12 protein-coding genes are annotated in these 22,089 nt (G+C 68.7%); 9 read left to right on the plus strand and 3 right to left on the minus strand.

Annotated features, from left to right (window positions below):
* Positions 1-376: 376 nt before the first annotated feature.
* Positions 377-1,906 carry a UDP-N-acetylglucosamine 1-carboxyvinyltransferase gene (locus OG788_RS33320; protein WP_266763517.1) on the minus strand — a complete coding sequence of 510 codons (1,530 nt, stop codon included), beginning with the start codon at positions 1,904-1,906 and terminating at the stop codon, positions 377-379.
* A gap of 229 nt (positions 1,907-2,135) precedes the next feature.
* On the minus strand, positions 2,136-2,330 hold the full coding sequence (locus OG788_RS33325; protein ID WP_351535723.1) for a DUF4236 domain-containing protein: 195 nt from the start codon (positions 2,328-2,330) through the stop codon (positions 2,136-2,138).
* Positions 2,331-2,991: 661 nt separating this feature from the next.
* Here OG788_RS33325 and acnA point away from each other — a divergent pair.
* The 5 genes from acnA (at position 2,992) to OG788_RS33350 (ending at position 12,733) form a co-directional block, all read left to right on the plus strand.
* On the plus strand, positions 2,992-5,706 hold the full coding sequence (gene acnA / locus OG788_RS33330) for an aconitate hydratase AcnA (RefSeq protein ID WP_406374844.1): 2,715 nt from the start codon (positions 2,992-2,994) through the stop codon (positions 5,704-5,706).
* Between the two features lie 166 nt (positions 5,707-5,872).
* Positions 5,873-6,115, plus strand: a complete 243-nt coding sequence (locus OG788_RS33335) for a hypothetical protein (RefSeq protein WP_406374845.1) — start codon at positions 5,873-5,875, stop codon at positions 6,113-6,115.
* A 185-nt stretch (positions 6,116-6,300) separates the two neighbouring features.
* Complete coding sequence (locus OG788_RS33340; protein ID WP_406374846.1) at positions 6,301-7,788, plus strand: sensor histidine kinase; 1,488 nt, start codon at positions 6,301-6,303, stop codon at positions 7,786-7,788.
* Between the two features lie 205 nt (positions 7,789-7,993).
* Positions 7,994-9,079 carry a lytic polysaccharide monooxygenase gene (locus tag OG788_RS33345; protein WP_406374847.1) on the plus strand — a complete coding sequence of 362 codons (1,086 nt, stop codon included), beginning with the start codon at positions 7,994-7,996 and terminating at the stop codon, positions 9,077-9,079.
* Positions 9,080-9,454: 375 nt separating this feature from the next.
* Complete coding sequence (locus OG788_RS33350) at positions 9,455-12,733, plus strand: GH92 family glycosyl hydrolase (protein ID WP_406374848.1); 3,279 nt, start codon at positions 9,455-9,457, stop codon at positions 12,731-12,733.
* A 128-nt stretch (positions 12,734-12,861) separates the two neighbouring features.
* Here OG788_RS33350 and OG788_RS33355 read toward each other — a convergent pair whose 3' ends face one another.
* Positions 12,862-16,686 (minus strand): GH92 family glycosyl hydrolase, encoded by a 3,825-nt coding sequence (locus tag OG788_RS33355; RefSeq protein WP_406374849.1) that lies wholly within the window; start codon positions 16,684-16,686, stop codon positions 12,862-12,864.
* Between the two features lie 487 nt (positions 16,687-17,173).
* On the opposite strand from OG788_RS33355, the gene ngcE reads away from it, so the two are divergent.
* From ngcE to OG788_RS33375, 4 genes are all read left to right on the plus strand, one after another.
* Positions 17,174-18,625, plus strand: coding sequence for an N-acetylglucosamine/diacetylchitobiose ABC transporter substrate-binding protein (ngcE, locus tag OG788_RS33360; RefSeq protein ID WP_406374850.1), 1,452 nt, complete (start codon positions 17,174-17,176; stop codon positions 18,623-18,625).
* A 58-nt stretch (positions 18,626-18,683) separates the two neighbouring features.
* Entirely contained in the window at positions 18,684-19,616 is a 933-nt protein-coding gene (locus OG788_RS33365) for a sugar ABC transporter permease (protein ID WP_351535737.1), read from the plus strand.
* Between the two features lie 15 nt (positions 19,617-19,631).
* Positions 19,632-20,570: a carbohydrate ABC transporter permease gene (locus tag OG788_RS33370; RefSeq protein WP_351535739.1), complete on the plus strand. Its 939-nt coding sequence runs from the start codon at positions 19,632-19,634 to the stop codon at positions 20,568-20,570.
* Between the two features lie 243 nt (positions 20,571-20,813).
* Positions 20,814-22,013, plus strand: coding sequence for an ROK family transcriptional regulator (locus tag OG788_RS33375; RefSeq protein WP_266763527.1), 1,200 nt, complete (start codon positions 20,814-20,816; stop codon positions 22,011-22,013).
* Positions 22,014-22,089: the final 76 nt, after the last annotated feature.

Consider the following 22,089-nt stretch of genomic DNA (forward strand, 5'->3'; position numbering starts at 1 on the left):
CGGACGTGGGGGTCAGCCGGATGATCGAAGGAGCGCCGGTGCGCGTGGAGGTCCGGGCTGGAACTGGCCGTAGCGGTGTAGTGCGATTGATGCGCGTGCGCGGCGAGGACTGAACTCCGGATCTCAGGAACGCCAGTGGCACCGTCGGTGCGGACATTGCGAGGCCCCTTTGGCGAGCACTCTCCGTGAAGACTGACGGATACTCAGATATCTCTGATGCGTCGTCACCAATTTAAGATCATCTTGCACGCGCGTTGCACAAGGTGATGAAAAACAGCGATGATCAATGGAGGATCCCGCAAGTGTGTAACAGCAGGTCAGCAGGCATTTAGGAGTGTTGTGCCCCTCATCTCCTAGGGGCACGACACTCCGCCGATCAGATGTCCCGGAAGATCTCGATCTGTGCGCCGATCGAGTTCAGACGCTCGGCGAGGTCCTCGTAGCCGCGGTTGATGACGTAGACGTTCCGCAGTACCGAGGTGCCGTCGGCCGCCATCATCGCGAGCAGGACGACCACGGCGGGGCGCAGCGCGGGCGGGCACATCATCTCGGCGGCGCGCCAGCGGGTCGGGCCCTCGACGAGGACGCGGTGCGGGTCGAGGAGCTGGAGCCGGCCGCCGAGGCGGTTGAGGTCCGTGAGGTAGATCGCCCGGTTGTCGTAGACCCAGTCGTGGATCAGCGTCTTGCCCTGCGCGGAGGCCGCGATGGCCGCGAAGAACGGGACGTTGTCGATGTTCAGGCCGGGGAACGGCATCGGGTGGATCTTGTCGATGGGCGCCTCCAGCTTGGAGGGCCGTACGGTCAGGTCGATCAGTCGCGTGCGGCCGTTGTCCGCGAAGTACTCCGGCGTACGGTCGTGGTCGAGGCCCATCTCCTCCAGGACCGCGAGCTCGATCTCCAGGAACTCGATCGGCACCCGGCACACCGTCAGCTCGGACTCGGTGACCACGGCGGCGGCGAGCAGGCTCATCGCCTCGACCGGGTCCTCGGAGGGCGAGTAGTCCACGTCGACGTCGATGTTCGGCACGCCGTGCACGGTGAGCGTCGTGGTGCCGATGCCCTCCACCCGGACGCCCAGGGCCTCCAGGAAGAAGCACAGGTCCTGGACCATGTAGTTGGAGGACGCGTTGCGGATGACGGTGACGCCGTCGTGGCGGGCGGCGGCGAGCAGCGCGTTCTCGGTGACCGTGTCCCCGCGCTCGGTCAGCACGATCGGCCGTCCGGGCGTGACGGACCGGTCGACCTGGGCGTGGTAGAGCCCCTCGGTCGCGGCGATGTCGAGGCCGAACCGGCGAAGCGCGATCATGTGCGGCTCGATGGTCCGGGTGCCCAGGTCGCAACCGCCCGCGTACGGCAGCTTGAAGGCGTCCAGGCGGTGCAGCAGCGGGCCGAGGAACATGATGATGGACCGGGTGCGAATGGCGGCCTCGGCGTCGATGGCCTCCATGTCCAGCTCGCTCGGCGGCACGATCTCGAGGTCGACCCCGTCGTTGATCCACCGGGTGCGGACACCGATCGACCCGAGTACCTCCAGCAGGCGGTACACCTCTTCGATGCGGGCCACCCGGCGCAGCACCGTCCGCCCCTTGTTCAGGAGCGTGGCGCACAGCAGCGCGACACAGGCGTTCTTACTGGTCTTGACGTCGATCGAGCCGGACAGACGACGCCCGCCGACGACGCGCAGATGCATCGGACCCGCGTAACCGAGCGAGACGATCTCGCTGTCCAGCGCCTCACCGATTCGGGCGATCATCTCAAGGCTGATGTTCTGGTTGCCGCGCTCGATGCGATTGACGGCGCTCTGACTGGTGCCGAGCGCCTCGGCAAGCTGCGACTGTGTCCAGCCCCGGTGTTGCCGGGCGTCACGAATGAGCTTGCCGATACGTACGAGGTAGTCGTCTGCCATGGCGCGACCGTATATCGGATGTGAGATAAAAAGAAATGGAGCGCGGCCTTCCGGGTGGTCGGGTCCAGCAGGGCCCGGCCGGCGGGGAGTTCGGGCCCCGCGGCCCGGCGCGGCGGCGACAGTCGCGGCGGTTCCAGGGGTGCCGCGGTCGACGTCCCCGCCGATGAGTGCCGTGAAGCGGCGCTTCCGTGACGGTTCGTCGGCGCTGATGCTATTTGTCGCTATTGGGTCACTTTGACTTGCGGGTCGTCTTGCGCCAGCCGAACGGGCCCGGCAGATCCATCGACGTCGTCCTGCGTCCGGTGCTGCTGTGCGTGCGCTTCGGCCCGTTCTTTCCGCCGGAGGTGATGGACCATGACTTGCGGTTGATGTTGAGTCGCAGTCCCGGAAGGATGCGGAAGCTCTTGCGGAAGGTGAGCGGCACGGGTGCCCCCTCTGTCGTGTCCGCCGAGACGTTCCCGGCGGACACCGGGTACCCCGAAAGAGCCCCGATGTGCCTGTCCTCGGCTTCGGGGCGTCAATTTCCCCCTGGCGAAGCCTGGTTGGCCCCGTCTCCCGGGTGGCGGATTCCGTCCCTGGGGCGCCTGGACTCCGGGACGCGGGGAGGCCTCGCTGCGCGGCGCGCACGGCGCGCATGTTCAGGAGGGGGTTCGTGGAGGGGTCTCGCCCGGTCGGGCTTCGTGGGGAGCCGGGGGACTCGTCCAGGTGGGGCGTCGCCGGAGCGGGGGCGTGCCCGGGCCGGACGCCGTGGTCGGGTGGTGCTGCGGCTCGGCGCGTGGCGCCCGTGCCGGAAGTGGTGCTCGTCCCGGATGGCCCGACCGGGTGATGCCGGGCGATGCGGGCCTTCTCCTCGTCACCGGACAAGCGACTCCGGCCGGACATGAGGGCGCCCGGACATGACCTGCCCGCCCCCATGCATTAGAGTTATCTCGACATCGAGATATCTGCCGAGGCGTACCGCAGTCGCACTGCGTCGCCCGTCCGACGGTAAGGGCTACCTAACTTAGCCTTACCTTAGCGGATCGGCCATGACGTCGTGGCGGCAGGATGCGGTGGGAACGCGCACATCAATGAAGGAGACTGTCGTGTCGGCGAACAGCTTCGACGCCCGCAGCACGCTGCAGGTGGGCGACGAGTCGTACGAGATCTTCCGGCTGGACAAGGTGGAAGGCTCGGCTCGCCTTCCGTACAGCCTGAAGGTGCTGCTGGAGAACCTGCTCCGGACCGAGGACGGCGCGAACATCACCGCCGACCACATCCGGTCCATCGGCAACTGGGACTCCCAGGCCCAGCCCAGCCAGGAGATCCAGTTCACGCCCGCCCGCGTGATCATGCAGGACTTCACCGGCGTGCCCTGTGTCGTCGACCTCGCCACCATGCGTGAGGCCGTCAAGGAGCTCGGCGGCGACCCGGCGAAGGTCAACCCGCTCTCCCCGGCCGAGCTGGTCATCGACCACTCCGTCATCGCCGACAAGTTCGGCACGAAGGAAGCCTTCGGCCAGAACGTCGAGCTGGAGTACGGCCGCAACAAGGAGCGCTACCAGTTCCTGCGCTGGGGCCAGACCGCGTTCGACGACTTCAAGGTCGTCCCGCCGGGCACCGGCATCGTCCACCAGGTGAACATCGAGCACCTGGCGCGCACCGTCATGGTCCGCAACGGGCAGGCCTACCCCGACACTCTGGTCGGTACGGACTCGCACACCACCATGGTCAACGGCCTGGGCGTGCTCGGCTGGGGCGTCGGCGGCATCGAGGCCGAGGCCGCGATGCTCGGGCAGCCGGTCTCCATGCTCATCCCGCGCGTCGTCGGCTTCAAGCTGACCGGTGAGCTCACCCCCGGCACGACCGCCACCGACCTGGTGCTCACGATCACCGAGATGCTGCGCAAGCACGGCGTCGTCGGCAAGTTCGTCGAGTTCTACGGCGAGGGTGTGGCCGCCACGTCGCTGGCCAACCGCGCCACCATCGGCAACATGTCGCCGGAGTTCGGTTCCACCGCCGCGATCTTCCCGATCGACGGCGAGACCATCAAGTACCTCAAGCTCACCGGCCGCTCCGAGCAGCAGCTCGCGCTCGTCGAGGCGTACGCCAAGGAGCAGGGCCTCTGGCTCGACCCGGCCGCCGAGCCCGACTTCTCCGAGAAGCTGGAGCTCGACCTCTCCACGGTCGTCCCCTCGATCGCCGGCCCGAAGCGCCCGCAGGACCGCATCGTCCTCGCGAACGCCGCCGAGCAGTTCAAGAGCGACGTGCGCAACTACGTCGCCGACGACGACGAGGCGGGCAAGGAGTCCTTCCCGGCCTCCGACTCCCCGGCCGCCGCCAACGGCGTGCCGACCAACCCGGTCACGGTCACGGCCCCCGACGGCTCGACCTACGAGATCGACCACGGTGCGGTGACGGTCGCGGCCATCACCTCCTGCACCAACACCTCGAACCCGTACGTCATGGTCGCCGCCGCGCTCGTCGCGAAGAAGGCCGTGGAGAAGGGCCTGACCCGCAAGCCGTGGGTCAAGACCACCCTCGCCCCGGGCTCCAAGGTCGTCACCGACTACTTCGACAAGGCGGGGCTCACCCCCTACCTCGACAAGGTCGGCTTCAACCTGGTCGGTTACGGCTGCACCACCTGCATCGGCAACTCCGGCCCGCTGCCGGACGAGGTCTCCAAGGCCGTCAACGACCACGACCTCGCGGTCACCTCGGTCCTCTCCGGCAACCGGAACTTCGAGGGCCGTATCAACCCCGACGTCAAGATGAACTACCTGGCCTCCCCGCCGCTGGTCGTCGCCTACGCCCTCGCGGGCTCCATGAAGGTGGACATCACCCGCGACGCGCTCGGCACCGACACCGAGGGCAAGCCGGTCTACCTGACCGACATCTGGCCGTCCGAGGCCGAGGTCAACGATGTCGTGGCGAACGCCATCGGCGAGGACATGTTCAACAAGTCCTACCAGGACGTCTTCGCGGGCGACGCCCAGTGGCAGGCGCTGCCGATCCCCGAGGGCAACACCTTCGAGTGGGACCCGCAGTCGACGTACGTCCGGAAGCCCCCTTACTTCGAGGGCATGACGATGGAGACCACCCCGGTCTCGGACATCGCCGGCGCGCGCGTCCTCGCCAAGCTCGGCGACTCGGTCACCACCGACCACATCTCCCCGGCCGGTGCGATCAAGGCCGACACCCCCGGAGGCAAGTACCTCACGGAGCACGGTGTCGAGCGTCGTGACTTCAACAGCTACGGCTCGCGCCGCGGCAACCACGAGGTCATGATCCGCGGCACGTTCGCCAACATCCGCCTGCGCAACCAGATCGCGCCGGGCACGGAGGGCGGCTACACCCGCGACTTCACGAAGGAAGGCGCCCCCGTCTCCTTCATCTACGACGCCTCGCGCAACTACATCGAGCAGGGCATCCCGCTGGTCATCCTGGCGGGCAAGGAGTACGGCTCCGGCTCGTCCCGCGACTGGGCCGCCAAGGGCACCGCGCTCCTCGGCGTCAAGGCCGTCATCGCCGAGTCGTACGAGCGCATCCACCGCTCGAACCTCATCGGCATGGGCGTTCTGCCGCTCCAGTTCCCGGAGGGCGCCACGGCCGAGTCCCTCGGTCTGACCGGCGAGGAGACCTTCTCCTTCACCGGTGTCGAGGAGCTCAACAACGGCACCACGCCGCGCACGGTGAAGGTCACCACCGACACCGGCGTCGAGTTCGACGCGGTCGTCCGCATCGACACCCCCGGCGAGGCGGACTACTACCGCAACGGCGGCATCATGCAGTACGTGCTGCGCAACCTGATCCGCAACTGAGCGGTCCGGTAAGGCAGTTGTAAGGCAGCTCTCGGCTGTTCAGGGCCGCATCCCCGGTGACGGGGGTGCGGCCCTTCGCCGTCCGCCCCCGAAGTCGGTTTCAGGACATCGGCGGTGCTCAGGTGGAACACAGGATTCCCCCAGCGGGCCGGGACAGGCTTGCCCCATGTCTGGCGCTTCTGGGGTCCTTGTCGGCCGTGTCCGGGTCCGTGTGCCGACCGCGGACGACGGGCCGGTGCTCATCGAACCGCTGTCCGCCGCCGTGACGGAGGCGGACGGCCGGCCCTGCCCGGCGGCGGGCGGGCGGAGCGCCCTGCCCGCGACGCGGCTCGGCAAGGGACGGGCACCGACGATGCGCACGGTGAGGGGCTTCCGGTCCGCCACCAGGCCGCCGGAGGGCGGGAGATGAGCACCCCGCCCCGTGCGCGCCGCCCACGATGGACTCGACCGTGCGGGCGATCCTGCTTCACCCGGTCCCGGCGGACGCGCTCTCCGCGGACGTGCTCCCCGCGCCCGCCGCTCCGGCGCACGCGGTCCCTGGGGGGCCGCCTCCTCGTCCTCATCTGCCTGGTACTCGTCGCGGTGTGCGTGACCATGGCGTTCACCACGGTCCTCGCGCAACGCGCCTGGCTGCTCGGCAACCTGGACCAGCGGGTCGGCGACGCCGCCGAGCGCAGCCAGGGCGGCGTCTCCATCGGGCCGGGCGTCGAGACGGACCTCTCCTTCCTCGACGAGCGGGGCCGGCCCATCGGCACGATCGCCGCCCGCCTCGACGACGACGGGGCCGTCATCGCGGCCAAGGTGGTGAGCAGGTCCGGCGGGCTGCGCGACCTCGGCGCCGCCCAGCGCTCGGCTCTCGGCGGCATCGAGGCGAACGGTTCGCTGTACACCCGCACGGTTCCCGGGCTCGGCACCTACCGTGTCACCGCGCTCGACGGCGGCGGACGGCCCGTGCTCACCGGGCTCCCGATGGACGACGTACAGGACATGATCCGTGGCCTGGTCGTGGTCGAGGGGGTGGTCGCGGCCGCCGGCCTGACCGTCGCGGGCTGCGTCTGCGCGGTCGTCATCCGGCGTCAGCTGCGTCCGCTCGGACAGGTCGCCGCCACCGCCTTCGAGGTCTCCCGCTCGCCCCTGGGGCACGGCGGGGTCACCGGCCTGACCCGGGTACCCGAACGGGACGCCGACCCCGGCAGCGAGGCCGGCCAGGTCGGCGCCGCGCTCAACCGCATGATCGACCACGTCGAGACCTCCCTCGCGGAACGCCGGAGCGTGGAGGAGGAGATGCGCCGCGGCGAGGAACGCATGCGCCGCTTCCTCGCCGACGCGAGCCATGAACTCCGTACGCCGCTGGCGTCCATCGCCGGATACGCGGAGCTGATGAACCGGGGCACCGGGCAGCTCGAACCGGCCCTGGCCTGGCGGCGGGTGTCCGCCGAGTCGGCGCGGATGACGAGCCTTGTCGAGGGGCTGCTGCTGCTCGCCCGGCTGGACGAGGGGCGGCCGTTGCAGTCGGCGGAGGTGGACCTGGCGGCGCTGGTCGCCGAGGCGGTGTGGGACGCGCGGGCCGCGGGGGAGGAGCACGTCTGGCAGCTGGCCCTGCTCCTGGACTCCCCGGCACTGGTCGTCGGCGACGAGGCCCGGCTCCGCCAGGTGGTGGCCAACCTGCTGGCCAACGCCCGCGCGCACACGCCGGCCGGTACGACGGTCGTCGCCACGGTGGAGGCCACCGGCACGTCCCGCACGATCCGGGTCCGCGACGACGGCCCCGGCATCCCGCCCTCCCTGCTGCCGAGAGTCTTCGAACGCTTCACCCGGGCCGACTCCTCCCGCTCCCGCGTCTCTCCCGGGCACGGCGGTTCGGGTCTCGGCCTGGCCGTCGTCGCAGCGATCACGACGGCCCACCACGGCCGGATCCACGCCGAGAGCGTCCCGGGCCGTACGGAGTTCACCGTCGAGCTCCCGGCCGCGGAGCCCGCCCTCCCGGCCGCGGAGCCCGCCCTCCCGGCCGTTCCGGCCGCAGGGGAGCGCACACCGGCGCCCCGAGCCGGAGGGGAAGCGGCCGTCTTCCCCCGGAGGTGAGCGCGACCGGCTCGTGGGCCCGTCCGGGGGACCGGAGCGCGACCCACGGGTGTGCGGGATGCGCCAGGCGTTTACAGGGGTTCCCGCGCGCGCTAATTTCCGAGTGAGGTGGGAGCGCTCCCATCGGGCGGACCGGAACCCGCCCCCGGGAGCCGCTCCCACCTCACCCCGGATCCCGCACGGTCCCACGAAGGAGCAGATTGTCATGTACTTAACACGAATGCGACGACCGCTCTCCCGATTACGGCTCCCCGCCCGCCGCCCGTCCACCTTCCTCGTCCTCCTCGCCCTGCTGGCCGCGCTTCCGGCTCTCGCCCTGATCGTCATGACCGGCGGGCGGGCGGAGGCGCACGGCACGCCCATGAAGCCCGGCAGCCGCACGTTCCTGTGCCGGCAGGACGGGCTGACCGACACCGGCGAGATCAAACCCGTGAACCCCGCCTGCAAGGCGGCACAACAGGTCAGCGGGACCACGCCGTTCTACAACTGGTTCTCGGTGCTGCGCTCGGACGGTGCGGGGCGCACCCGCGGCTTCGTCCCGGACGGACAGCTGTGCAGTGGCGGCAACCCCAACTTCACCGGCTTCGATCTGCCGCGCTCCGACTGGCCGTTGACCCATCTCACCTCGGGCGCGACCGTCGATTTCGCGTACAACGCCTGGGCCGCGCACCCCGGTTGGTTCTACGTCTACATCACCAAGGACGGCTTCGACCCGACCCGCGCGCTCACCTGGGACGCCATGGAGGACCAGCCGTTCCTCGCCGTCGACCACCCGGCGCTCAACGGCACCCCGGGCACGGTCGAGGCCAACTACTCCTGGAGCGGCAGGCTGCCGGCGGGCAAGACCGGCCGACACATCGTCTACATGGTCTGGCAGCGCTCGGACAGCGCGGAGACCTTCTACTCCTGCTCCGACGTCGTCTTCGACGGCGGCAACGGCGAGGTCACGGGAATCCACGACCCCGGCAACCCGACCGAACCCCCGCCCGGTGCGTGCTCCGCGACCCGGCGCACCACCAACAGCTGGTCCGGCGGATACCAGGCCGAGGTGACCGTCACCAACACCGGAGACGTCCCGATGCTCGGCTGGATGGTCGACTGGACGCTCCCCGGCGGTCAGTCGGTCGCCAGCCTGTGGAACGGCAACGCGACCTACAGCGGCCAGGACGTGATGGTGCACAACGCCGACTGGAACGGCTCGCTGAGTCCGGGGGGCGGTGCGACGTTCGGGTACGTCGTCTCGGGCTCGGGCGACGATCCGTCGACGGCCATTCCCTGTCGGGTCGGTTGAACGAGCAAGGCTCGGGGCGGACCGGGTGGGTGGGTTCGGACCCGCCCGGTCCGCGAGCCCGGACGGGTCGGGGGAGGCCCTGCCCGGGATGGTGCGGCTTGTGGCGACCGCGGTGTGCGACAACGTTGTCGAACGGTCTGCACACGACTCTATCGCCTCAACGGACAACGATGTCAAGCCAGTTGACAGCCGACCGGCGCAGCCCGCGCCATGAGGCGCGCGCCGAGCGCGCCTTCGGTGGCGCCATCGGGGTGCGCGCCGGGCGCGTCCCGGCGGCGCAGGCGGTCTTCCGTGGTACCCGTGGCGCACGTTACTGTCCCTGCGGCTTGTGCGACCTGTGGTGCGCGACCCGTCCGAAGGAGGAGGGGCCGCGTCATGCGTTTCCGTCCGTCATCCGTCCTGCTGGCCGTCGCCCTGACGGTCGCCGGCGCCACTCCGGCGCTCGCCGCACCCCCGTCAGGTCCACCGGAACTCGTCCAGGACCCCACCGCGTACGTCGACCCGCTCATCGGCACCAGGAACGGCGGCAATGTCTTCCCGGGCGCCGTCACGCCCTTCGGCATGCTCTCCTGGAGCCCGGAGAACACCCGCGGGGACGCCACCCGCACGGCCGCGCCCGGCGGCTACCAGTACGACGCCACGCGCATCCGGGGCTTCAGCCTCACCCACATGTCCGGAACGGGATGCGCGGGCGGCAGCGGCGACATCCCGTTCTTCCCGTACGCGGGCGAGGTCACCTCCTCCCCGGCGAGCGACACCAAGGACGCCGTCTACGCGGCCGGCTTCGCGCACTCCGACGAGCAGGCCGAGCCCGGCCACTACAAGGTCGGACTCGCCTCCGGCGTCACGGCCGACCTCACCGCGACCGCGCGCACCGGCTCGGGCCGCTTCACCTTCCCGGCCGACAAGCCCGCCTCGCTGCTGATCCGCACGGCCAACTCCGAGGTCGGCTCGACCGACTCGACGGTGCGGATCGACCCCAAGACACGCACCGTTTCCGGCTCGGTCACCTCCGGGAACTTCTGCGGCTACCTCGACCCCGAGGGCCGACGCTCCTATTACACGCTCTACTTCACCGCCCGCTTCGACCGCGACTTCAAGACCACCGGCACCTGGCAGGACGACAAGCTGAGCCCGGGCGCCACCGAGGCGAGCGGCGGCACCGGAGGCTTCGGGCAGGGCGGCCGACCCGTCGCGGGCAAGGGGGCGGGCGGCTATGTGGAGTTCGAGCCCGGCACCGACCCGGTGAACGTCAAGGTCGGCATCTCGTACGTCGGTCAGGCCGGTGCCGCCGCCAACCTCGCGGCCGAGAACCCGCCGTCCCGTTCCTTCGACTCGGTGCGGCGCGCCGCCCACCGTGCCTGGCGCGAGAAGCTCGGCGCGATCGGTGTGGGCGGCGGCGCGGACACCGACCGCACCACCTTCTACACCGCGCTCTACCACGCCCTCCTGCACCCGAACGTCATCAGCGACGCCGACCGCAGATACCGCGGCCCGGACGACAAGGTGCACACGGTGGGCCGGGGCCACGCGGCGCAGTACGGCACCTTCTCCGGCTGGGACGTCTACCGCTCCCAGGTCCAGCTGTTGACGCTGCTCGAACCGGACACCGGCTCCGACATCGCGCAGTCGCTGCTCGAACTCGCCCGGCAGAACGGGGGAGTCTGGGACCGCTGGCTGCACGGCGCGAGCGGCACGCACGTCATGAACGGCGACCCGTCACCGGCCGCCCTCGCCGGCATCCGCGCCTTCGGCGGCACGGACTTCGACCTGCGCGGCGCGCTCGCCTCCCTGGTCAAGGCGGCCACCGTGCCGACCGAGGGGGACCTCTCCTCGGCGGGCAAGCCCGTGCTCTCGGTCGGCCAGCGGCCCTCGCTCGACAAGTACCTCGAACACCACTACATGCCGTCCGTGTCCAACGCCTGGGGCGGCGCCGCCGAGACCCTGGAGATGTCCGGGGCGGACTTCGCGATCTCCCAACTGGCTTCGGCCGCGGGGGAGAAGAAGACGGCCGCCGACTTCGCCCAACGTTCCCAGTGGTGGCAGAACACCTTCAACATCGCGGCCGACCCCGGTGGCGGTTACATCGCCAACCGCAAGGCGGACGGGAGCTGGGTCACGGGGTTCACCCCGGCGACCGGCAACGGCTTCGTGGAGGGCACAGCGGCCCAGTACACCTGGATGGTGCAGCACGACCCGGCGGGCCTCTTCGCCGCCATGGGAGGGCGCGCCAAGGCACTCGACCGCCTCGACACGTTCTTCCACAACGCGGACGGCAGCTGGGCGTTCACCGGCAGCGGCGGCGACAAGTCCGAGCTGGACAACGAGCCGTCCGTCAACGTGCCCTACCTGTACGACTACGCGGGCGCGCCCTACAAGGCACAGGAGACCGTCCGTGCGGCGATGAGCAGGCTGTGGTCGACGGAGCCGGGCGGCATCCCCGGCAACGACGACCTCGGCGAGATGTCCTCCTGGTACGTCTTCTCCGCGCTCGGCATGTACCCCCAGGTGCCCTCCCGCGGCGAACTCACCCTGTCCTCGCCGCTGTTCCCCAGGATCGAGATCGAGCGTCCGGGCGGCGACGACATCGAGATCCGGGCCCGGGGCGCGGCCGCGGACGCCCCGTACGTCCAGTCACTGCGCGTCGACGGCCGTACGAGCGAACGGCCGTGGGTCCCGGCCTCCTTCGTCCGCGACGGCGGCACGCTCGACTACACGCTGTCCGGCACGCCCGACAAGAACTGGGGCAGTGCCGAGTCGGCCGCGCCGCCCTCCTTCCGCACGGGCGAGCAGCCGTACCAGATCGGTGTGGGCCCGACCGCGGCGACGCTCGCGCCCGGCGGGAACACCGCGCTCGACATCCGCGCCCTGGCCCTCGGCGGCGGCGCCGGCCCCGAGGTCCGCTTCCATGTGGACGTGCCCGACGGCGTGACGGCGACGCCGGCCGAGGGCACGGTGACCGACGGAGCCCAGCGGATCACCCTGACCGCCGCCGACGACGCCGAGCAGGGCTTCTACGACGTCAAGGTCAAGGTGACCTCGGCCGACACGTCGTACGCCCAGCCGGTGGCCCTGACGGTCGCGGCCCCGGGGTCCCTCCTCGCGGCCTACAACAACACCGGTGTCTCCGACGACAGCGGTGACCACGACGAGGCCGACTACGACGGCGGCGGCTGGAGCTACTCCCGTCAGGCCCTCGCCGACGTGGGCCTGACCCCGGGCACCCAGGGCACGGTGGACGGGCTCACCTACACCTGGCCGAACTCGCCGTCCGGCCGCCCCGACAACGCCTCGGCGACCGCGCAGACCATCGAACTGGCCGACCCCGTCGGCCGGTTGTCCTTCATCGGCAGCGCCGTGAACGGCAACCAGCAGACCAGGGCGACCGTCACGTACACCGACGGCGGCACCGACTCCGTCGATCTGTCTTTCACCGACTGGACCGTCGGCGGCGGGGGCGGCACCGTCCAGTACGGCAACAAGACCATCGCCAAGGCGGCGTACCGCAATGTCGCCGGCGCCGACAAGGACCCGGTGGCCACCTACGTCTTCGCCACCCAGCCCTTCCAGGCACCGGCGGGGAAGAGCATCAAGAGCGTCAAACTCCCGGACAACGCGGACCTGCATGTCTTCACCCTCGCGGTGAGCCGGTGAGCCGGTGAGCCGGTGAGCCGGTGAGCCGGTGAGCCGGTGAGCCGACGAGTCGGTGAGCTGATCCGTCCATGAACGCGGGGCGGGCCCGGAGTCTCCTCCGGGCCCGCCCCTTTCCCTTCGCCCGTGTGTCAGGCCAGCAGTTCCACCTCCGCGAGGGTCGACTCGCCGTCGAGCACGAGGCGGTAGTGGGCGTACGAGCCGGGGTCCGCGACCGTGAACGCCCGGGTCTGCCTGTCCCAGCGGAAGGATTCGCCGGAGCGCTTGTCGAGGTCCTTCCACGTCGTCCCGTCCGAGGAACCCTGGAGGGTCCAGCCGGCCGGGGCTTTCGCGTGGTCCGAGGACGTCAGCGTGTACTGGACTCCCTCGGTTGCGGCGCCGACCGGCAGGTCCACCGAGGTGACCGCGGTGTCCGTCGCCGAGGTGTTGTCGAACAGCGCGCCGTCTCCCTTCAGGGTGTCCGAGCGCGGTGACGGCACCTTGTCGTCCTCGGTGACCGACACCGGCGCCGCGTTCTTTCCGGTGCCCCACGAGGACGGCTTGGCACCCATGTCGAACTCCAGCACCCCGCCGCGGGAGATCAGCGAGTGCGGCAGCGAAGTCGACTTCCACTGCTTGCCGTTGAACCGCACACGCTGCACGTACACGTTCTTCGCGCTGTTCCGCGGGGCCTTGATCACCAGGTCCCGGCCGTTCTCCAGGTGGACCGTCGCCTTGGTGAACAGCGGTGAACCGATGGCGTATTCGCCGCTTCCCATCACCAGCGGGTAGAAGCCGAGCGACGAGAAGAGGTACCAGGCCGACTGCTCGCCGTTGTCCTCGTCACCGTGGTAGCCCTGCCCGATCTCGCTGCCGGTGTAGAGCCGGGAGAGGACCTCGCGGACGTTCTTCTGGGTCTTCCAGGGCTGCCCGGCCGCGTCGTACATGTAGTTCACGTGGTGGGCCACCTGGTTGGAGTGCCCGTACATGCCCATTCGTACGTCCCGGGCCTCCGTCATCTCGTGGATGACCCCGCCGTACGAGCCCACGAAGTCGGGCGAGGCGGTCTCGGGCGTGGCGAAGTACGTGTCGAGCTTCTCCGCGAGCCCGCTCCGGCCGCCGTAGAGGTTCGCCAGCCCCCGCGAGTCCTGCGGCGCGGTGAAGGCGTAGCCCCAGCCGTTGGTCTCCGTGTAGTCGTAGCCCCACACGCGCGGGTCGTACTTCGCGGAGTCGACCCGCCAGTCGCCCTTCGCGTCCCGGCCCTGGAAGAAGCCGGCCTTGGAGTCGAAGAGGTTCACGTAGTCCTGGGCGCGGTTGAGGAAGTAGTCCGATTCCTCCTTGTAGTGCTTCTTGCCCGTCTTCTTGTAGAGCGCCCGGCCCATCTCGGCGATGCCGTAGTCGTTGACGTAGCCCTCCATGGCCCACGACAGGCCCTCGCCGGTGGCGGTGCTCGTGTAGCCCAGGAAGGGGGAGGTGGCCATGCCCTTGCGGCCGACACCGGAGGTCGGCGGGACGACCGTCGCGTTCTTCAGCGCCGCGTCGTACGCCGACTCCGCGTCGAAGCCGACGCCCTTGACGTACGCGTCCGCGAACGCCACGTCCGAGGAGGTGCCGGTCATCAGGTCCGCGTACCCGGGCGAGGACCAGCGCGAGGTCCAGCCGCCGTCCTTGTACTGCTGCACGAACCCGTCGACCATCTCTCCCGCCTGACCGGGCGTCAGGAAGGAGTACGCCGGCCAGGTCGTCCGGTAGGTGTCCCAGAAACCGTTGTTGACGTACACCTTGCCGTCGACGATCTTCGCGCCGGTGTGGGTCGGGGTGTCCGGACCCGGCATCGGGACGAACGGCGAGGCGTACTGGTCCTTCGAACCCACCTTCTCGAAACCGGAGTTGGGGTACAGGTACAGCCGGTACATGCTGGAGTACAGCGTCGTGAGCTGGTCCGGCGTCGCGCCCTGCACCTCGACCTTGCCGAGCAGCCGGTCCCACTGCTTCTGGGCCCCGGCCTTGACCGCCCCGAACGACGTGCCGTCCGGGATCTCCTGGCGCAGGTTGTCCTTGGCCTGGTCGAGGCTGATGAGCGAGGTGGCCAGGCGCAGGGTGACGGAGTGGTCGGAGCCGGGCTTGAACTTCAGGTAGCCCTTGACGCCGCTGGAGCTGCCCTCGGCCACGGGGGCGTCGAAGACCCCATAGACGAAGAGCCGCGTGGCGCCGGTCGACAGGCCGGACTTCACGTCCGAGTAGCCGGTCACCACGCCCGCCGAGCGGTCGAGTGTCAGCCCCGCCTGCTCGGTGACGTTGTCGAAGATCACGTTCGCGTCGTCACCGGGGTAGGTGAAGCGCAGGGCGGCGGCGTGATCGGTCGGTGCCATCTCCGCCTTGAGACCGTTCTCGAAGGTCACGCCGTAGTAGTACGGCCGCGCGGTCTCGTTCTCGTGCCGGAAGGCCAGCTCGCGGGCCGCCCGGCCGGTCTCCGGGGTGCCGGAGGCCGCCGACGGCATCACCTGGAAGGTCTGCCGGTCACCCATCCAGGGGCTCGGCTCATGACTCGCGCTGAACGCCTCGATGGTGGGCAGGTTGTCCGCGTTGTTGGCGCGGGCGTAGTCGTACAGCCAGCTCAGCGAGCCCGCGTTGGTCACCGGCGTCCAGAAGTTGAAGCCGTGCGGGACGGCGGTCGCCGGGAAGTTGTTGCCGCGCGAGAAGCCGCCGCTGGAGTTGGTGCCCCGGGTGGTCAACGCGTAGTCGGACAGATGCGCCTCGGGCTTTCGCGGGGCGGCGGTCTTCAGCGAGACGTCGTCCAGCCAGCCGCGGAACTTCGCCGGGCCCTTCGGCGAGTCGTAGGCGACGACGATCCGGTCGACGGTCTTCCCGGCCGCGACGGACCCGATCCGCGAGGACACGTTGTTCCACTGGTTGACGTACAGCACCTTGGAAGCGCCCTGGCCCTGTGGTGTCAGCGCGAATCCGTGCTGGTCCGTGGCGTTCAGCTCGCTGAGCGAGCTGCCGTCGGTGAAGACCAGGTCCACGGACACGTTCGTCGCGTCGTAGTCCCGGTCGCCGTCCGCCATCGAGGGGAAGATCCGGTACGACAGTTCGGTGTCGCGCCCGACGGCGACGTTCACGTCGAAGACCTTGTTGTACGAGTACGCCCGGCCGTCGCCCTTGTGGGTGCCGGCGTAGCGCAGGGCCCGCTTGCCCGTGAAGCCCGCGCCCGCCTTCGCGGTCGGCGAGCCGCTCGGCCCCCGGTCCACGAGCGAGAGCATGTCCTTGGGCGTCGGGTCGTCGCTCGGGCCCGTCGAGAACTGGACATCGGCGAGCTGCAGGATGTCGCCGCCGTTGTTCTTGGTGACTTCAAGACGGAAATGCTGGTACTCGACGGGGCTCTCGATGTCGTACGACTTCGTCTGGAACCGCTCGCCGAAGGACGCGCCGGAGCGGGTGTCGAGGGTCTTCCAGTCCTTGCCGTCGGTGGACCCCTGGAGGCTCCAGTCCGCGGGGTCGCGCTCGTCGTGGTCGTTTGCGGATGTGAGCGCGTACGTGACCACCTTGACCGGCGCGTCCAGGTCGAACTCCGCCCAGCCGGTGGGCTCGAAGGTCAGCCACTTGCTGCTCGACTCGCCGTCGACGAGGTTCTCCTTGACCTCGCCCGCGCCCGTGTTCTCGCCGCTGGCCCGCACGTCGGTGACATGGTCGGTGACATTGCCGGGGATACCGGTGCTGTAGCCGCCGTCGACACCTGAGGACCTTTTCGTCCCGTCAGGAGCGGTATCCACCGTGTTGAGCCAGTCCGGAGCCGGATCGCCCGATTCGAACGAGGAACTGAAATCCCGGTCGGCGACCGCCGCTTGAGCGGGCAGGGCGACCGCCGCGCCCTGCGATGCCACCATCAGGGAAAGCGCTGCCACCCCCAGTGCCGTAGGGGAAAGCCATCCGGTCCGACTCGTGGAACTCTGTCTGTACCGAGCTCTGTGCTGCATGCGCGAGCACCCTCCCTGCACCTGGACAACGTTGTCAAATTCGATGCGCAAGGACCATTTGGGAGCCAAGTTGTCAGTGCTGTCAAGGGTGTTGGGTGTGGCATCCGGGGTGAATACCGTGTGACGAACCGTGCATTGCGTTCATTGCGGGAGGTTGGCCCTCTATGGATCTTCGCCGGGGTGGTCCGGAGCTGCCCCATATTTCCGGGAGGTCTCAACTCGGAAAAGACCGACGGGCAAACCTGCATTCGATCTTGCTCCCTTGGCGGGAAGTGGACTATACCTGTCGCGTCCGGCCAGTCGATCGACTGGCGCTGGACAGGCAGGACCCAGGGGGGAATTTCGAGGGCCGGCGGACCGTGGTCGATACACCTACCGCCGATTCGTCCCACTGAATCCCCCACGCACGACCCCAGCTTGACCTAACCGCGGTGCCGGGGAGGATCCGGTTCACCGCCTGAGTCCTGGAGAAGGCGAGGACTTGAGCATGGGATCCACTTCCGCCGAGAACAGCAGCCCCGAGGGTGTCGGCCGCCGTGACCTCATCAAGAGGTCGGCCGCACTCGGTCTGATCACCGTCCCGACGATGAGCTTCCTGTCCGCGTGTGCGAGCGGCGGGGGCGACGACGACAATTCGGGCGACAAGGGCACCGGCAAGACCAGCAAGGACAACCCCTTCGGCGTGAAGAAGGGCGGCGGCAAGCTCGACGTCGTCGTCTTCAAGGGCGGCTACGGCGACGAGTACGCCAAGGCGTGGGAAGCGGCCTTCGACAAGAAGTGGGGCAGCAAGAGCGCCCACACCGGCACGCAGGAGATCACCGGCAAGCTCCAGCCGCGCTTCAACGGCGGCAACCCGCCGGACATCGTCGACGACTCGGGCGCCCAGCAGATCAAGCTGGACGTGCTCTACAAGAGCGGCCAACTCCTCGACCTGGCCGCGGTCCTGGACGCGCCGTCCATCGACGACCCGAGCAAGAAGGTCCGCGACACCCTGATCCCGGGCACGCTCGACCCGGGCCTGCAGGGCGGCAAGGTCGTCTCGCTGAACTACATCTACACGGTGTGGGGCCTGTGGTACTCCGGCAAGCTCTTCAAGGAGAAGGGCTGGGAGGTTCCGAAGACCTGGGACGACTTCCTCGCCATCTGCAAGGACGCCAAGTCGCAGGGCATCGGCGGTCTCGCCCACCAGGGCAAGTACCCGTACTACATCAACGTCGCCATCATGGACCTGATCGCCAAGAAGGGCGGTCTGGACGCCATGAAGGCGATCGACAACCTCGACCCCAAGGCGTTCGTCGGGTCCGACGCCGCCCAGGCGGCCGTCGAGGCGATCTACGAGATCGTGGAAAAGGGCTACTTGATGCCCGGCACCAACGGCCTCACCCACACCGAGTCGCAGACCCGGTGGAACCAGTACAAGGCCGCCTTCATCACCTGTGGCTCCTGGCTGGAGAACGAGCAGCTCAAGCAGACCCCGGCCGACTTCGACATGAAGTTCATGCCGATGCCTCTCCTGCCCGACAGCAAGCTGCCGTTCGAGGCGATCCGGGCCGGCTCGGGCGAGCCGTTCATCATCCCGGCGAAGGCCGCGAACCTGCCCGAGGCCAAGGAGTTCATGCGCTCCATGCTCTCCAAGGAGTGGTCGACGCTCTTCGCGCAGAAGGCCAACTCGCTCACCATCCTCAAGGACGGTGTGTCCGACGGCGTGGAACTGCGTCCCGGTACGCAGTCCACCGTCGACGCGTCGAAGGCCGCGGGCGACAATACGTTCAACTACCTGTACCCCAACTGGTACAGCGAGATGGGTACGGCCATCGAGACCGCGTCCAACGAGCTGATGTCCAAGCGTATTCAGCCGAAGGAATGGCTGAAGCGGGCCCAGGCCGCGGTCGACAAGGCGGCCAAGGACCCGGAGTCCAAGAAGAACCACCGCGACTGATCACGTAAACCCGGAACACCAGGGTCACGCACACCCGGAACACCAGGGGCAGGATGCCATGCGAAAAGGGCAGTACCGGTTCGTCGCGGGGTTTCTCCTCGCACCTTTGGCGCTGTATCTGATCTTCGTGATCTGGCCTTACATACAGACCATCGGCTACTCCTTCACCGACTGGAGGGGCCAGTCGCAGACGTTCGGTTTCGTCGGCCTGGACAATTACAAGGCGTTGTTCCAGGACGACGTATTCCTCCAAGCGATCTGGCACAACATCCTGTTCCTGGTGTTCATCCCGGTGATCACCATCCTGCTCGCCCTCTTCTTCGCCTTCATGGTGAACGCGGGCGGGCGGGGCGGCGCCGGTGGCGTGCAGGGCGTCGCCGGCTCGCGCTTCTACAAGATCGTGTACTTCTTCCCGCAGGTGCTGTCGCTCGCGATCGTCGCGGTGCTCTTCGGGGCCCTCTACCGCAGTGACAGCGGCGGCCTGCTCAACGGCCTGCTGATCAAGCTGGGTCTCGTGGACGCGAACAGTCCCATCGAGTGGATGAACGAGCCCAACCTGGTGCTCTGGTGCCTGATGGCGGTCGTCGTCTGGCACGGCGTCGGCTTCTATCTGGTGCTGTTCTCCGCCGCCATGCAGTCCATCCCGCGGGACATCTACGAGGCCGCGCTGCTGGACGGCGCGAGCCGCACCCACACCTTCTTCCGGGTCACCCTGCCCCTGCTGTGGGACACGGTGCAGACCGCCTGGGTCTATCTCGGCATCATCGCGATGGACATGTTCGTGCTCGTCTCGACCACGACCCAGGGCACCGGCTACGGCGGCGGGCCCGACCACCACAGCGAGGTCATGGCGAACGTCATGATGCGCAACTTCCTCTACTTCGGAAAGAGCGGCTACGCCTGTGCCATGGGCGTCGTCATGCTCCTTCTCACCCTGATCCTGTCCGTGGTCACGCTGCGCGCCACCCGCCGCGAGCGCATCGAGTTCTGAGCGGGAGACACGACTATGAGCGCACCCATCACGGAGCCGACGAAGGTCGACGGCGCCGGAGTACCCCCGCAGCGAACCGTCAGGAAGGCCCCGCCGCGGCCGGGCGACAAGCGCACCGAGGGCATGGCCCTCAACGTCTTCTCGCACGGGTTCCTGGCCCTGTGGGCCGTCCTGATCATCCTGCCGCTGCTGTGGCTGGTCCTGAGTTCCTTCAAGACCGACGCGCAGATCGGCGGTTCGGCCCTCGGCTGGCCCTCGAACTGGCAGCTCGACGTGTTCAGCCGGGCCTGGAACAAGGGCATCGGCGACTACTTCGCCAACACCCTGATCGTGCTGGTGGTCTCCGTCCCGCTGACCATGCTCCTCGGCTCGATGGCGGCGTACGTACTGGCCCGCTACGAGTTCCCGGGCAACCGGGTCATCTACTACTTCTTCGTCGGCGGGGCCATGTTCCCCGTCTTCCTCGCCCTGGTACCGCTGTTCTTCATGGTCAAGCGCCTGGACATGCTGAACACGTACCAAGGCCTGATCCTGGTGTACGTCGCCTACTCGCTGCCGTTCACCGTGTTCTTCATGCACGCGTTCTTCCGGACGCTGCCCACGGCGGTCTTCGAGGCGGCGGTGCTCGACGGGGCCTCGCACACCCGGGCGTTCTTCCAGGTCATGCTCCCGATGGCCAAGCCCGGACTGCTCAGCGTCGGCATCTTCAACGTGCTGGGCCAGTGGAACCAGTACATCCTGCCCTCGGTGCTGATGCAGCCGCAGAACAGTACGGATCCGGAACGCTACGTTCTGACCCAGGGCCTCATCCAGCTCCAGCAACAGCAGGGGTACGCCACCGATCTTCCCGTCCTGTTCGCCGGCGTGACGATCGCGATGATCCCCATGCTGATCGTCTACCTGTCCTTCCAGCGGCAGGTCCAGGCGGGTCTCACCTCGGCGACCCTCAAGTAGCGCTCCACCTTTTCCGTCACCTACGCCACCTCCGTCCCCGGGGGTGGCGTACGTGTGTCCGGGGCATGGCGAAAATCGAACATGAATGGGCGGACCCGATTTTCGTCAAGGACTTGACGGCGGTAACCCGTTCAGCGGAGCTTGGAGTTCACAACTTGTAAGTGACCGGGGTCCCGTTGACGTGACCCAGATCACACGGGCGGCATCGGGGCCGCCCGGCTGAGGGCAGGAGTGGATGAGTCGATGGAGACTCCGGGGTCGCAGTCTTCGCTGCACCGAGCCAATCTGGAGCGCGTCGTGCGAGCGGTGCGCCTAGCCGGCTCGCTCACGCAGGCGGAGATCGCGAGGACGACGGGCCTGTCGGCCGCGACCGTTTCCAATATCGTCCGTGAACTCAAGGACGGCGGGACGGTCGAGGTCACACCCACTTCGGCCGGCGGCCGCAGGGCGCGCAGCGTGTCCTTGAGCGGGGACGCCGGCATCGTCATCGGTGTCGACTTCGGGCACACGCATTTGCGCGTCGCGGTCGGAAATCTGGCCCATCAGGTGCTGGCGGAGGAGTCCGAGCCGCTGGACGTGGACGCCTCCGCCGCGCAGGGCTTCGACCGGGCCGAGGAGCTGGTCGGTCGCCTGATCGCAGCAACCGGTGTGGACCGTTCCAAGATCGCGGGTGTGGGCCTCGGCGTGCCGGGGCCCATCGACGTGGAATCGGGGACTCTGGGGTCCACCTCGATCCTGCCGGGCTGGACCGGCGCCAGGCCCGCCGAGGAGCTGCGGGGGCGGCTCGGCGTGCCTGTCTACGTGGACAACGACGCGAATCTCGGCGCGCTCGGCGAGATGGTCTGGGGCAGCGGGCGCGGGGTCCGGGACCTGGCTTACATCAAGGTCGCCAGCGGTGTCGGCGCGGGCCTGGTGATAGAGGGCAAGATCTACCGCGGCCCGGGTGGCACAGCGGGAGAAATCGGGCATATTACACTTGATGAATCCGGCCCCGTCTGCCGTTGCGGCAATCGCGGCTGCCTGGAGACCTTCGCGGCGGCGCGTTATGTGCTGCCGCTCCTCCAGTCCAGTCACGGCACCGATCTGACCATGGAGGGCGTGGTCAGGCTGGCGCGGGACGGAGATCCGGGCTGCCGTCGGGTGATCGCCGACGTCGGCCGACATATCGGCAGTGGAGTCGCCAATCTCTGCAATTTGCTGAACCCGAGCCGGGTGGTCCTCGGCGGCGATCTCGCCGAGGCCGGAGAGCTCGTTCTCGGGCCCATCAGGGAGTCTGTCGGCCGCTACGCGATCCCCAGCGCCGCACGTCAACTCTCGGTGTTGCCAGGGGCACTTGGGGGCCGTGCGGAGGTGCTCGGAGCGCTCGCTCTCGCGCTCAGCGAGATGGGTGATTCGACCCTTTTGGACGGTTCACTCTCGGCCGCTACCCCTGCCTTCACTTAGAGAACGCATGGCACCGTTGCCATCTCGTTAAGTATTTACTTCTTGACGTCGCACGGGTGGCCGAGTTGACTCCAAA

It is taken from the genome of Streptomyces sp. NBC_00647 (assembly GCF_045207245.1).
Lineage (GTDB): Bacteria > Actinomycetota > Actinomycetes > Streptomycetales > Streptomycetaceae > Streptomyces.

Excerpts from the sequence above, each read along its gene's own strand:
- OG788_RS33340 (WP_406374846.1), top strand. The coding sequence starts at position 6,301 with ATGGCGTTCACCACGGTCCTCGCGCAACGCGCCTGGCTGCTCGGCAAC.
- OG788_RS33370 (WP_351535739.1), top strand. The coding sequence starts at position 19,632 with ATGAGCGCACCCATCACGGAGCCGACGAAGGTCGACGGCGCCGGAGTA.
- OG788_RS33365 (WP_351535737.1), top strand. The coding sequence starts at position 18,684 with ATGCGAAAAGGGCAGTACCGGTTCGTCGCGGGGTTTCTCCTCGCACCT.
- OG788_RS33355 (WP_406374849.1), bottom strand. The coding sequence starts at position 16,686 with ATGCAGCACAGAGCTCGGTACAGACAGAGTTCCACGAGTCGGACCGGA.
- OG788_RS33335 (WP_406374845.1), top strand. The coding sequence starts at position 5,873 with ATGTCTGGCGCTTCTGGGGTCCTTGTCGGCCGTGTCCGGGTCCGTGTG.
- OG788_RS33320 (WP_266763517.1), bottom strand. The coding sequence starts at position 1,906 with ATGGCAGACGACTACCTCGTACGTATCGGCAAGCTCATTCGTGACGCC.
- OG788_RS33345 (WP_406374847.1), top strand. The coding sequence starts at position 7,994 with ATGTACTTAACACGAATGCGACGACCGCTCTCCCGATTACGGCTCCCC.
- OG788_RS33375 (WP_266763527.1), top strand. The coding sequence starts at position 20,814 with ATGGAGACTCCGGGGTCGCAGTCTTCGCTGCACCGAGCCAATCTGGAG.
- ngcE (WP_406374850.1), top strand. The coding sequence starts at position 17,174 with ATGGGATCCACTTCCGCCGAGAACAGCAGCCCCGAGGGTGTCGGCCGC.
- OG788_RS33350 (WP_406374848.1), top strand. The coding sequence starts at position 9,455 with ATGCGTTTCCGTCCGTCATCCGTCCTGCTGGCCGTCGCCCTGACGGTC.